Annotated in this window: 10 protein-coding genes and 1 pseudogene; 7 read left to right on the forward strand and 4 right to left on the reverse strand. The window is 39.1% G+C overall.

From position 1 onward, the window contains the following. Positions 1-255: 255 nt before the first annotated feature. Positions 256-2,217, reverse strand: coding sequence for an HD domain-containing phosphohydrolase (locus A923_RS22460; RefSeq protein ID WP_237716150.1), 1,962 nt, complete (start codon positions 2,215-2,217; stop codon positions 256-258). 5 nt (positions 2,218-2,222) lie between these two features. Further along, complete coding sequence (locus A923_RS23190) at positions 2,223-3,170, reverse strand: hypothetical protein (RefSeq protein WP_020372909.1); 948 nt, start codon at positions 3,168-3,170, stop codon at positions 2,223-2,225. A gap of 300 nt (positions 3,171-3,470) precedes the next feature. Here A923_RS23190 and hisA point away from each other — a divergent pair, with 300 nt between their 5' ends. The 3 genes from hisA to A923_RS0101170 all read left to right on the forward strand — a co-directional run bounded on the left by hisA (position 3,471) and on the right by A923_RS0101170 (position 6,355). Then, positions 3,471-4,229 (forward strand): phosphoribosylformimino-5-aminoimidazole carboxamide ribotide isomerase, encoded by a 759-nt coding sequence (gene hisA / locus A923_RS0101160; RefSeq protein WP_017219802.1) that lies wholly within the window; start codon positions 3,471-3,473, stop codon positions 4,227-4,229. A gap of 258 nt (positions 4,230-4,487) precedes the next feature. Then, positions 4,488-5,762 (forward strand): cyclic di-GMP phosphodiesterase, encoded by a 1,275-nt coding sequence (locus A923_RS0101165; protein ID WP_017219803.1) that lies wholly within the window; start codon positions 4,488-4,490, stop codon positions 5,760-5,762. A 77-nt stretch (positions 5,763-5,839) separates the two neighbouring features. Next, entirely contained in the window at positions 5,840-6,355 is a 516-nt protein-coding gene (locus A923_RS0101170; protein ID WP_026006001.1) for a type II secretion system protein, read from the forward strand. A gap of 56 nt (positions 6,356-6,411) precedes the next feature. Here A923_RS0101170 and A923_RS0101175 read toward each other — a convergent pair whose 3' ends face one another. Further along, positions 6,412-7,236, reverse strand: a complete 825-nt coding sequence (locus A923_RS0101175) for a DUF547 domain-containing protein (RefSeq protein ID WP_017219805.1) — start codon at positions 7,234-7,236, stop codon at positions 6,412-6,414. Between the two features lie 294 nt (positions 7,237-7,530). Between A923_RS0101175 and A923_RS0101180 the strand changes: the two genes are divergently transcribed. Further along, on the forward strand, positions 7,531-8,838 hold the full coding sequence (locus A923_RS0101180; RefSeq protein ID WP_017219806.1) for a BamA/TamA family outer membrane protein: 1,308 nt from the start codon (positions 7,531-7,533) through the stop codon (positions 8,836-8,838). A 103-nt stretch (positions 8,839-8,941) separates the two neighbouring features. Here the strand turns inward: A923_RS0101180 and A923_RS0101185 are convergent, their stop codons facing one another. Beyond that, entirely contained in the window at positions 8,942-9,286 is a 345-nt protein-coding gene (locus A923_RS0101185) for a YajD family HNH nuclease (RefSeq protein WP_017219807.1), read from the reverse strand. Positions 9,287-9,433: 147 nt separating this feature from the next. Here A923_RS0101185 and A923_RS21890 point away from each other — a divergent pair. The 3 genes and pseudogenes from A923_RS21890 to A923_RS0101200 all read left to right on the forward strand — a co-directional run. Continuing rightward, positions 9,434-9,865, forward strand: a pseudogene (locus A923_RS21890) (metal-dependent hydrolase); the annotation flags it as partial. A 150-nt stretch (positions 9,866-10,015) separates the two neighbouring features. Next, positions 10,016-11,473: a site-specific integrase gene (locus tag A923_RS0101195; RefSeq protein WP_017219809.1), complete on the forward strand. Its 1,458-nt coding sequence runs from the start codon at positions 10,016-10,018 to the stop codon at positions 11,471-11,473. Beyond that, the gene (locus tag A923_RS0101200; protein WP_017219810.1) at positions 11,466-13,787 is read left to right on the forward strand and encodes a hypothetical protein; all 2,322 of its coding nucleotides are present in this window, start codon (positions 11,466-11,468) and stop codon (positions 13,785-13,787) included. The genes A923_RS0101195 and A923_RS0101200 overlap by 8 nt, the downstream gene beginning before the upstream one ends.

Raw genomic sequence — 13,787 nt, forward strand, 5'->3', positions numbered from 1 at the left:
TTCACTTACCCAAGACATTTCGGTTACTAATTTCTAAGAATTCAGAATTTGATGCCATCTATTTATAGATGGCATTTTAGTTTCTGGTGTATAGAAAACTGCTGCAATTCACAATTCACAATTCACAATTCACAATTCACAATTCACAATTCACAATTCACAATTCACAACCTAAACTCATAACCGACTACCCATAAGCCATCTCATAAGCCATAAGCTAGAATTTGAAATTTAGAGCTGACGAGATCGTGACGGCTATAAGTACGCCGCGATATCGACTTCATCAATTTGCGCTGGTTTTAGGTATTTATGTGCATATTCAAGATAAATCCCCGAACTTAAAAACAGTTTAAATAGATCGCTATCTATATGTCGGTCTTTACTCATGAAGCTTAATATTTTAATACTTTGGCTTAACGACTTCGCTGTTTTATAAGGCCTATCACTCGCAGTCAGCGCTTCAAATACATCCGCAATCGCTAATATACGTGCTTCAAGCGATATTTCTTCTTCTTGATGGCCTCGTGGGTAACCTCGACCATTTAATTGTTCGTGATGACCACCTGCAATCTCGGGGACACGGCTTAGATGTGGCGGTAATGGCAGTTGTTCCAACATGGTAATTGTTTGAATCACATGGTGGTTAATGATATAGCGTTCTTCAGCATTGATCGTACCTCGTTGGATCATCAGATTATGTAATTCACCCAGGTCATTACGGTGCAGCGGGCGTTTCATGTTAAAGCGTAAATGCGCTTCTAATTCTAATGAGTTATCAATGTGTGGGATCATGTGCTCGGTACGATCTGATAACACGGGTTCCATTATCGGTAGGGTAATGGGATTTGGTCTGTTCTTTTGTGCAAGTTCAGCAGGTGAAAGCCCGAGTTCATCATCTAGGAAACGTAACCAAGTCTGCTGAGAGATAGACTCTATTCTAGCAATCGTATCATCATCAATAAAATTTTCGCCGAGGTTACACTGAGCGATAAATGCAAAGTCAGCTTCGATTTGCTGTATGTTATCGGCCAATATACTGTTGGTTTGCTTCGCACATTCGCCCTGTGAAATTGCCGTGAGGGCTTGGATTTGAGCATCTCGGATAAGCACTTCAAATCGCATTCTAATTTCATTTATACGGTTATAAATTGTTTCTAATTTAGTCGCTTTATCAATCACATATTCGGGTGTGGTCACCTTGCCACAGTCATGTAACCAAGCTGCGATGTTAAGTTGTTCCCAGCCCTCTGAATCTAGACTGAATTTACGGAATTGTGTTTGTGTTGATTTACACGCCGCATCAGCGAGCATACTAGCAAGTTCGGGGACGCGTTGACAGTGAGCGCCAGTGTAGGGCGATTTTGTATCAATCGCACCAGCAATCAAACTGATAAACGAGTTGAGCAGCTCTTTTTGTTTGGCAATTAAATCTTGGCCTTCAAAAGAGAGCGAGACAAAGTCCGATAGTGCTTTTGCCACGCCCATGACATGCGTGAGATCTTCGTCAGCAAGGCATTCGTCATAACTAAAACCAAGTAGACCTAGAATGTGACCGCTGCGATCGACCAAGGGAATTGTTAACGTATAAACATTACTATTTTCAGGGTGAATGCCTGCTTTCACTAACGCTGTTTTTAGCATTGGATGGATAAGGTTAAATTGAATATCTTTAACATTGACATTATTTCTTAATTTTTCATACGGCCATTGTGTCGAGAGACTAGGGCACTGGGTAATATCCGCCTTTATGCTGTCATTTTGAGTATGTAAAATAAAGGGTTCTAAAATGCTGTCATCTTCTTCGGATTTTAAATATACAAACGCACTGTCGGCTTTAAGCATCAGACTGGCTTTATCACAGGTTTTTTCTAATAAGCTATGAATATCTTGTTCGTTAGAGAGGATGGTGAGTAAGCGTAAAAAGTCATCCAGTGTTTTCCGCATTTTCGCCGTCGATTGCTGTAGTTCTGCTATTTCTTCAATATGAGATAGCTCTGTTTCGGTTTCTGAAACGTCTAACGCGGTAACTTGTTTAATTTGTTCTGAGAGGGTACGTAATGGTCGTGTTAATACGCGTGCAAATAACCAACTTAATGGAATGAATATAACCCCGACTGAAACTAAGATTAGCATGGTTTCACTGAGCATTTTCTTTGTTGGGCCTAAGATACTCTCTTCTGGTACAGCAATGAGAAGGCGTGCGTTGTTATTTTGCATAAAGCTCATGTTGTGAGTTTGTGCGAGCCATTGTTTGTCTTGGAAATTAAAAGTGAAAAGATTATTTTTATTGAGATTATCACGGATAATGGTCTTAAAATTGTCTTTTTGTAGCAGGTTTCCCATCGCTGTATCAACTGATATATCGTCGACATTAGAGAAACGGCTATCGTTGTCGTGATAAACAACGAACTGGCCTTTGTCACCCAATACACGCGTATCGCATCATGACTCAAATCGGAGGCTTTAAGGCTATCTACTATGGTTCTAATATTAAGGTCGGTGGCAATGACAACATCAGAAAATTTGTGTTTTTGTACCAGCGTTAATGAGTCTTCATTGGTTCTTAAATCTTTATAGACAGGTGTTGGCACTAAATTAGAACTCTGCATACCAACTTTGTACCAATCGCGTTCAAAGACATTTAACGAATCATTTTTAGTTACAGTTGTATCAATGACGTCAAAGCTTTTACTGAGGTAAACTCGGGTCAGTTCATTTGAATTAGCTTGTTTGTATGTCAGTGTTTCGATGACAAACTTAGCGTGTTCCGGTGCGTCATAATAGTACTGTTGAGTTTTAGAACTTAGCTTATGTGCGCCGAGTAGATCACCATTCGGAAAACCCATATAAATCGAGTTGGTTAATGTATCTTTCGCGAGGTAGCGAGTAAGGTCCATTGCTTTGATTAAACTGACATCTGAGGCTTGTTCATTGTCCCAATCAGAGCTGGTACTAAGGTAACCAAAAAGTTGCGTGATAGGTTTGTATTTATCACTCACTGACGTGTAAATGTCGTCTACATAACGTTGAAACTGTTGTGACACTGCGTCATGTGCCATTTCTGACATTCGATTATAACTGATTGAAATTAATATGCTGATGGTAATAAATAGAAATATTGAGAATGCCATTGCAGTATAATTTGTCAGCGATAACTTAATTTTTTTCAAACCTAGCTCCGATATGATAAATGTCATTTTTTATGATATTTAATACTATTATTATGAAAAATAAATACGATGTGTCACGGTTACTAATACTTACGCATTACCAACAACAGGGTAGCATATAACGTAAATGTTTTAGGTTGGAACCCAACTCTAATTTAACATTTAATGTGTCATAACGATTAACCATTTTAAATGCTGAAAAGGATCGCATTACGTATATACTGTTAAACCACATGTTTATACGTAATGCAGTCTATGATCAGGAATTGATCGTTTAGTCTTTAACAGAGGAGTGTTGTTTTGACTCAGTTTCGTCCTTGTATTGATTTACACCAGGGTAAAGTAAAACAAATTGTTGGTGGTAGCTTGAATGATCAAGGCGCTGCTACTAATTTTATTAGCCAATATGATGCTGCTTATTATGCCAATATTTATCGTCAACACGATCTGCGTGGTGGCCATGTCATTGCGTTAGGCCCCAATAATGAAGCGGAAGTTGTTAAAGCGTTAAGGGCATGGCCACAAGCCTTGCAGTTTGGTGGTGGGGTTAATTTAACCAATGCAGCTAAGTATATAGAAGCTGGTGCATCTCATGTGATTGTTACATCATATTTATTTGATGGCGACGAGTTTAGCTGGGATAAATTAGCGCAGTTAAAAGCACTGATCGGTAAAGCGCATTTAATTTTGGATTTGAGTTGTAGGAAAACCACAGAGGGTTGGAATATAGCGACGAATCGTTGGCAAACTGTCACAAGTACTGTGATTAATGCTGAAACATTGCAGCAACTTTCAGAGCATTGCGCCGAATTTTTGATTCATGCTGCGGATGTCGAAGGACTACAAAATGGTATTGATCAAGAACTGGTTAGTTTATTAGGCCAGCATACCAGCATACCGGTGACCTATGCTGGTGGCGCGCGCAGTATTGACGACTTGGCTTTAGTCGACCGCTTATCCAATGGTAAAGTTGATTTAACGATAGGGAGTGCACTGGATATATTTGGTGGTTCTGGTATCACTTTACAACAATGTATCGATTGGAATAAAGCGAATTAAGTTAAATCAATAAAATTGCTAAGCTTATGAATATATCAGGTTTTATTACGTTAATTGTTGATATGACCTGTCGTTTATTCGTATTGTTTCTAATCTGTTTAGTCACAAATTTATGATTAGATTATTATAAATTTGTGACGAAAACCCTATTATAATATGATTGTTCATATTTTTAGTATAAACAGCTTTAAAATATACACTTGTTCCACTAAAATGCCTCTCCAGTTTTGTTTTGTGGTTTATTATGAGTTGTATTAAGTGAGTAGTATTAAGGTAACCGTCGATCGTATCCAAGTGGGAAACTATATTAAATTACCCTTGGGTTGGTGTGACCATCCTTTCATGTTCAACAATTTCAAAATTGATTCTGAAGAACAGCTTTTACTTATTCGTAAACTAGGCGTTTCGCACGTATCTGTGTACCCACAGCGTAGTGATAATGGCTTGTTACCACCAACATCGACCTCAGATTCAACAGTTCCTCCTTCTGATATATCTAACCTTGATCTAGAGAGAATTCAACGGGAGTTGTGGGAGTCGAAGCAAGAGAATATTGAAAAACTAAAAAGCCATCGCCGCAAAATAATCAAGACAGAGAAAAACTTCCAATCAGCTGCTGTTCAAGTGCGTTCTGTGATGACCAAACTTGCGAGTCGACCACTTAATGCTATTGACGAAGCCACTCAACTTGTTGGCAACATGGCCGAGTCACTGTTAAAAGAAGAACATATTGTTTTACATTTAATGAGTGAAACCAAAGAAAGTGAGAACATTTATTATCATTCCTTGAATGTGTCAGTATTGTCTATGTTACTGGCGAAAATGAAAGGTTTAGATGTAAACGAAATTAAAACCATTGGTATGGGTGCTTTATTCCATGACATGGGGAAGCTAAAAATTCCACCGCAAATATTGCGGAAAAAGACCGCACTTACGAGTGCCGAGCTTAATTTTTTAAAACAGCATCCTAAGTATGGGTTGGACTTTGTTAATTTAGTTGATACTTTTCCAGAAAGCGCTAAAGCGATCATCTCTCAACACCATGAACTGTTAGATGGTAGTGGCTACCCGAAAGGTTTAGCGGGCGATGATATTGACCCATTGGTGCAATTGGTTAGTGTTGTTAATAAATACGATACCCTTTGTCATCCACTGGATATTACCAAAGCACGGGTACCGTCTACTGCGTTGTCCTGGTTGTATAAAAATAGTGTGAATAAATATAACCAGAGTGACTTGAAGTTATTAGTCAAAATATTGGGGATATATCCACCTGGCAGTGTCGTACGATTATCGAATGATCAAATAGGCATGGTGTTGTCGGTCAATTCAGACCGGTTGTTATTCCCTAACATTCTTATTTATGATTCAGAAGTACCGCGCGCCGAAGCGCCGATTATCGATTTGGAAGAACGCCAGTTAAAGATTACGGGTGTACTCAAACCAGATAAATTACCGGAACAGATTTACGAATATCTTAATCCGAGAAGTCGTATTAGCTATTATTTTGAAAATACAAAAAGCGATAAATAATATTGCATATATACAATTAGAGTTTGTGCACTATAATGAGCTGCGAGTTATTTATTAAAAAGGTTTAAATTTTGAAAGTGCGTCAACATGGTTTTACCCTTATCGAATTAGTTATTGTGATTATTGTCCTAGGGATATTATCTGCGACCGCATTACCTAAATTTTTAAACTTATCAGATGATGCAGAAATTGCAGTTGTTGAAGGCACTGCTGGCGCGTTGAAAAGTGCGGTTAATTTAGCCCACAGTAAATGGATTATTATGGGTTCTGCGAGTGATGTAGATTCAAATAATGATGTTCAGCTATATGGAACTGGTACTGAAGGACAAATTGATTTCAATAAAGTTGGCTGGCCTGTTCAAAGTTTTGATGGTGGAGACTCTATTCTCAGTAATGATAATGTAGATGATTGCGTTTCATTGTGGAATACGCTTTTAAATACAGGTAGTGATGAGATTGATAATACTGATAAAAGTGAACCATTCGTTGTAAAGCAAGTAGATCCTGGTATTTGTTTGTATCATTGGAGTGATAATGAAGCTTTGTATATCAGCTATGATACTAACACTGGTAGCGTAACCACTTTCCCTTAAAAAGTAATAACGACTTATCAGTAGCGATAAATCGTTATTATAAAATATTGAACACATTATTCAGACTTATTTAAACGCCAATCATACTCATAATCAATATCTCCAGGGCTTTGTTGAAATAACAGCAAAGCTTGCTTTAATTCTGGATTGGCATAACGTTTAAAATGCTCAATGAGTGTTTTCTCATTGTCGCCAAAATCTTCTGCATACCACTTATAAATACTCGATACTTCCAAATCTTCACCTTTAACGGTTACGCCGCGTGGGTGATTCACATAAGCATAAGCACCTGCCGTTAATAGCTGTTCTGTATTACTTGCGGTAAAAGCTGTTACTGATAAATTGGGGCAGCCATAACTGGCACAGTTAACCGCATAATGGATGCGAGGGTCGTTCCAAATAGGACGCAGTATTTTGTGCTCAATATCATTCAAACTCAGCGTTTTGTCATTAACGACCGCAGCATCATCATCCCATGGACCAAATGAAAAGAAGCGCTCACCGAGTTTAGTAATCGATTTCACTGGATAATTATCGAGTATCAGTTGTACTGTCAGCGCGTTGTACAAGTTAATCCAGTAGGCTTGTTGTTGTGCCTTGGTATGTTGTAACGGGTTTATGCTTTGTAGTTGTGTGAGATACTGTTTAAGAATGCTTTTATCTGGATTCGTTACACCTTGATAATTGAATAAGTTAATTGCAGTGCTGTTTTCACCGACAATTAAGTAGCGATTTAGAATGTGTTGCCATTGGCTGTGATCAACATCTTGCGCTATGGCTGGACCACGCTTATCCCAATAGGATAACGGCTTAGCAATACTCGCCGCCGAGTAGAAACTACTCGTTAATATAATGAATAAACTAAAAAAAACTTTTGTCATGATCAATCCTATTTCCTTACGAAAAATAAACCTTCATTTATCTATACCCTTGTATTTATTGTATAACACGAGTTTTATCTATTATCTTTAATCATAGTTTAATAGTGTGAAGGATACAGTTATTTACACAAGCTGGAAAAATAATCACCGTTTACTGAAATTTATTATGTTTAATAATTAATTAGATTGAAGTAGCCATTCTATGGCTTTGTAGCGTGTACAAATAGCGCGTTTTGGGCTATCTTCCGAACCTATATTAATTAGTGCCTTTTTTACTATCCCTTTGGAGTGTAAGTGTCTTATAAGAATATTTTTTTCTCGCTATTATGTAGTGCATTGCTGATAACAAGTCAGGTTAATGCTGAAGAGACGACAGCAACTAACATTGAGAATACGACTGAAAGTCGTACCGAGAGTAGTACCGAAAGTAGTAATGCTACTGCTAACGGTAATACCGAACAAGCAACAACAATGCCTCACTTCGATACTGAAGTCGCAGGCGTGCCTTTTATTATATCAACAGAACAGTTGGGCACTGCAGTTGGCGTATCCGGTATTATCAAACATGCTGGACAGCCGCAAGCGTCGATATTCGGACTTGGCCTATACAGTGAGAATGACAGTAATATTAGCTTTATCTCATTCAACAATTACGCATTACCGGGCCTAAAATCATGGTTATTCTCAACGGAATATTATCGTGGTTATTTAAGTAACGGTATCTATTATGTACCTGCGGCAAGAGCGCCAGGCGAACCCCGAACGACCAACGAAGTTATTGCGGAGGGTACCGAATCTTCGTTACGTGTTAATGCGAGATATGTATTACCTTGGGGCTTAGGTGCCAATGGTGCGGCGCGTAGTTTGAAGCAGCAACGCGGTGAAGTGGAATTTAATCCACTGGAATCTGGCGTTACCAGTATTAATATTACGCCGTTTCAACAACAGCGTGATGTGACGGGCTACGATAATTTACCCGATATTGCACAAGGGCTAGAACTAAAGTTTGACTGGGATAACCGCGACAGTATTGGTGATACAGAATCGGGTAGTCAAACTCGGTTCACCGTTCGTCGTGATTTTGGTAACGATGAGCGTAACAGTTGGACGACTTGGGAATTAGAGCAAAGTGCATTTGTACCATTTGATGGGAATATGTTTTTTAAAGAACAAGTCTTAGCATTTAACTATTACCTTGCCGATACACCAACATGGGATAGTGGCACTGGCGTTGCGGACAAGCATCGTCCACCTTCTTTCGCAGGTATCAAATTGGGTGGTTTTAATCGACTACGTGGTTATTCCTCAGGGCAGTTTTATAGTCGCAGTGCAGTATCTTACAGCGCAGAATACCGTGTAAAACCGCATTGGCAACCATTACATAACTTACCATTTTATGATTTTCCGTGGTGGCAATGGTCTGCATTTGCAGAAACAGGGCAAGTTTCTGATAGTTTTGATTTGTCGGCATTGCATGATGATTTAAAATGGACTGCAGGTTTAGGCTTACGGTTTAACGTAGAAGGCGTGTTAGTACGTATTGATTTTGCCAAAAGTGAAAATGGTGGCCAAACTTGGTTTATGGTTAACCAACCATTCTAGCGGAAACGGCCATTTTAAAGATATAAAAAAGCCGTCATTGTTACCGATTTAAAGGGTATACAATGACGGCTTTTTAGTTTCTAAATAAGCTCTAAATCAAGTGTTACTTTTTGAACATTGACTTTAGATCAGCGAATGGATTGTAAGTCGCTGACTCTTGGTTGTTATCACCGGCTTCAACTTCTGTTGCGTACTGATCTTGCTCGGTATATTTTGAATGCTCGTTGTCGTGGCAATATAAGCAGAGTAATTCCCAGTTACTACCATCATTAGGGTTGTTACTGTGGTCATGGTCCATGTGGTGAACCGTTAGCTCTCTTAAGTTAGAATAAACAAATTCGCGTGTGCAACGGCCACATATCCATGGGAATAACTTAAGTGCTTTTTCGCGATAGCCTTGCTCCATGCGCTTGTACGTTGCGCTAGAACCTAAAGTATCTGATGACATGATGGTTCATCCATAATGATAAAAAGGTTATTGTAAAAGTATATCGGATACTGATCAACTGCTTATTTAAACCTGTCTTGGACTATCAGAAATAAAGTGGATGAGGTAAAATGTGCGCTATTCAAATTACCAGTATTCTAGCTAACTATGCCTGTCTCAAAGTCCGTTTCAAAACAAGTTTCAACAATAGATTCAACTGCACTTAAATACCTGTCTTCTTATTCAGAGCAAGTTAAAAGCAAAGTCAAACTGATGTTAGAGCAAGACACGCTCGGTAAATTTTTATTAACTAAATATCCGCATACGCACGATATTACCAGTGATAAAAAGCTACGTGAGTTTGTGATGGATTTAAAAAATAATTACTTAAAGAAATCATCACCAATCAGTAAGATCATTTATGATCCTAAAATTCATGTGGTGAATAACGCGCTGGGGCTACACACCTTTGTATCACGAGTGCAGGGTAATAAATTAAAGAGTAAAAACGAGATCCGCATCAGTGAGTTGTTTAGACGTTGCCCTGAAGTTTTTTTACAAATGATCACCGTTCATGAGTTGGCTACCCTTGTGTCAAAGCTATGATGAAAACCCTTGCATGAAGTTACTGTTGAACTATGATTAATGTGTGAGTAGTCCCAGATTTATCTACGTTCAACTATAGGGCGATTAGCCTGAGAGAATATTAAAGGACTCCGCATCTCTATAACCTAACAATAGGAGATGTTTATGACAGGCTGTATGGATATAAAGCACTATCAGCGTTCTGACAAGGTTATTGGCGGGCGGTATCAGGCTAATGACTACTACTATACAACTTTACAAGTTAGTTGGCGGCCAAGTGTTGAAATTGTTGTTAATGGTGATACTGGCAAAGAACTTTTAAGGTTAGCGGAAGATGACGAACCAACTTTAATTGAAGTTCATGCTTTGATAGATCCTAATGGGAGAGTTGTTTCTGAGGCTAGCCAATATCTGTATCACCTTAAGAAAAAACGCAGAAAAGATACAGCTCCGATAGCTAAAGCATTGTTGCAATACTATAGATTCCTAGATGAGCTTGATTTGAAATACGATGTTTTCCCAGAAGAAGAGGAAGAACGTCCAACATATATGTTTGCTGAACATCTAAAAGAGTTGGTTGCCGGTATACCTGAGTTATGCGAGAACGGTGAATCGAAATCTGATGAGTATGGCAATCCAATCATAGCCCAAAAACTAGCTCTGAGCACTGGTAAAAACCGGATGCGTTCAGTTATCAGCTACTACAAATATCTACGACGTACAGGCTTCATTATTTTAAACCGTTTTGATGATCCCTTTGAGGTCATTAATATACATTTGCCTATTCGTAAACAGTCAGGCACTCCGAGAGAAGGGCATATGCTCTCGCACATATATAACAAGCAGAACCAAACTCAACCTGATGGTAGCAGAACAACAGCGGGTATGCGTACCGTGGAAACAACCGATATTATGGGAGGCTTCCCTCCTGAACAAAGTAAGGAGGCACATGATACGTTGAGACCCATGACACCATCACATAAGGAGTTGTTTGAGCGAGAGTTGATTAGGTTACCAATAGAAAAACAGTTGTGTTTTCGCCTTGGACTCGAGAGTGGCTTACGACTGTCTGAGTTCACAACATTTCCTCGTAGTGTGATTTACAGACCAAGTGACAATCAAGAGATAAAAATCCAGATTGGACCGTTGTTCAATGGGTGTATGACCAAATTTTCTAAGGAAGGTGGTCAAGCTCCTATCTCTGCAGGTCTTATGCTGGACTTGTACGACTATACGGTGTCTGAATTCAGGCTTCAACTTGACAAAAAGGGCCTGCATAATGGTCGCCTATTTTTGAGCCGATATGGTAAGCCATTTGCACAGAACACACTTCAGACAACCTATAGCCAATACCGAAAATACCTGCAAAGTATAGATCCTACATGGGATTATACTATTCATGAGCTTCGCTCCACATTCGCAACTTATAGGCTGGAAGATAAGTTAGATAATGGTATGTCAGCGTCACTAGCACTGCAAGAATTGAGCAAGGATATGCGTCATGAAGATATTAAAGATACTCTCAAATATGCAACATTCCGTGATGTCCGTATTGTGCGAAAAAGTCATGCCGAGCATATGAACGAACGCATGGAAGATGCAATGGAGCGTGGTAATGGCTAAATCAAAAACTCGAGAAGCTGCCAAGAGTATAATGAAGCGTAAGACTGGAAATATTAAGCTGTTAGAGCCCGACATAATAAAAATTAAGCAGGGTAATCAAATTACTTTGTTTGATTTTAATATACTTAGACGAGAGGGAACATTCAAAGATGCTCGGGTAGTTAAAAGCTATAAAAAGCCAATAGACAAACTCAAAAAGAGAATGTATGAATTACGACGAGAAGGGCAGGCCGACATAACCTTATATCCTGTGTTATATAGGTTTAAGCGCTACATGTTCTTGTGCTATAAATGGAAGTGCGACCCATTTTCAGAAGACGGTTACAGAAATTATCATACTCATCTACGACAACGCATTGAATGTCGGCAAGCACATAAGCCCTTATGGCAATATCAAGATGGTGAAGAGGTCGGAATAACCGAAGGTACTGCTGGTGCTCTCCTTACATCGTTGCGTAAAGCCCTTGGAGCTAGTGGTGTTTTTAAGCAAAGTTGGGACATACAACTATCTATTTTTTCCAAAAGTAACATTCCATTTACAGCTTATTCTAGTTCTGAATTAGATGTCATCATCAGGCGTCTGCTCACGTATTTTACACAACTCACACAAGCGATCATTGAGACTGGTAACCCTAATTGTACGGTTGCTGTCAACATTGATGGAGTTTCATGGGAAGTTAAAAGTAATACCGCCGCCTCTGGATTTCGTAAAGAAATAATATGCTGCCTAAGCAGCGCATTTAATCAAGCGATGGTAGCTGCCTATTATCTGACTGCCTATTTTACTGCATTTAACACTTGTGTATTAGAAGGGTTATGCCGCCCACTAATTCGCACTAGCACGACTAAAGATGAACGAACTAAGGAGTGGGTCGAACTATTCGGGACTAAAGTTAGAGCAAAGAACAAAGATGTGACAGCCATTATGGGTGGGGATGTGACGGAAGGGAAAGTGAAAAAATCTGGTTTAAGTTTCATTACGCTTTTGGAAACATTATCAACAGAATTTCACCGTTCTGAGAACGGACTTTTACTATACCTCCTAGATTCACTGGATCACCCATTGGTTATGACTAGCGCAAAGTTAAAAGGTGGGGATTTGGCTGCAAACTTAGGTTTATATTGTGACAAGCGAGCGCAGTGTGTACCTGCTTTGAAGTACCAATTCTTTATGCTTTTAAATGAAAATTTTTACGATAGGATTATTGTAGACGAAAACTCAATTGTGCATCGTAATAAGACAAAAAACAAGGCTCCCTTTAAACGTTTGAACGTCATCGCACATTTATTAATTGATGCCGTACAAATAAGTAGTGTGCGGCTGAAAGACATTTGTTTCCCAATTAAAATAAGGGACGAAAAAGGAATGACTATCGCTTTGTTTCATTATTTTGATCGTTCAGAAGGAGAGCTGATTATACCCGCAGAGCATAGAGATATTCTGGATTTATTTATCTCGTGGAAACTTGCAAGTAATAGCCTCGGAAAAATATATTTATTCTCTTATATCTCGACTATCGATGGAAGAAAAAACCGTTTATCACCTTTCATGGGATATGGTTTTTCCGGTTATATGAAAGATCAAAAGGTATTAAGTAACGCCGGACTAAGTACTAGTGACTATTTAATCGACTTAACTAGCAGTCGATTTAGAGAAACGGCTGCTATGGTGGCGCGCAAAAAGCAAGGCAGTGGATTAGCTGTCAGCGTTATATTGCAAAATGCGCTCGCAACTCAGTATAGAAGCTATAACGCAGAGCATCCCGAAACAAACATGCGTGTGATGAGCCAGTCGATGCAAGTCTTAGAGCGTTTGAGAGCGGGAGATCTAGATATTGAGGCGGCCAAGGAGGCATTAGCTGACGACTTGGGAATACCTGTACTGACAATTGATGAATGTCGTGCAAAAAATGGAAAGGCAAATATTGCTGGAACATTTTGTAAACCGGGGAGTCAGCACCCACAGCATACTGCTCAAGTTAAACGTGCTAACGGAATAGGCTTGGATAAACGATATCAGTTAAGCTGCACACAGTATGACAAATGTATAGGATGCAAACATGCTAAACTAGTTGATGACGTTGACGCCATATACCGCCTGCTAAGTTTCACTGATTTACTATCCGAAGCCGAAGAACACTACCCTGGCCGTTACCAGCAATCACTTGCTCCAGTAGTGCAAAAAATACATCGCGTCATACATGCTAATATTCCTAAGAATACAGTTAAGCAAGCTGTTGCTCGTCTGGATTCTCAAGGACGACATCCCTATTGGAATGCTGTTGACAATTTAACGATACCTATAAGGATATAG

Origin of the sequence: Moritella dasanensis ArB 0140 (assembly GCF_000276805.1) — a bacterium.
Lineage (GTDB): Bacteria > Pseudomonadota > Gammaproteobacteria > Enterobacterales > Moritellaceae > Moritella > Moritella dasanensis.

Bases quoted from the DNA above. Each gene is read 5' to 3' on its own strand.
- A923_RS0101195 (WP_017219809.1), top strand. From the start codon at position 10,016: ATGACAGGCTGTATGGATATAAAGCACTATCAGCGTTCTGACAAGGTT.
- A923_RS0101185 (WP_017219807.1), bottom strand. From the start codon at position 9,286: ATGTCATCAGATACTTTAGGTTCTAGCGCAACGTACAAGCGCATGGAG.
- A923_RS0101175 (WP_017219805.1), bottom strand. From the start codon at position 7,236: ATGACAAAAGTTTTTTTTAGTTTATTCATTATATTAACGAGTAGTTTC.
- A923_RS0101200 (WP_017219810.1), top strand. From the start codon at position 11,466: ATGGCTAAATCAAAAACTCGAGAAGCTGCCAAGAGTATAATGAAGCGT.
- A923_RS22460 (WP_237716150.1), bottom strand. From the start codon at position 2,217: ATGCAAAATAACAACGCACGCCTTCTCATTGCTGTACCAGAAGAGAGT.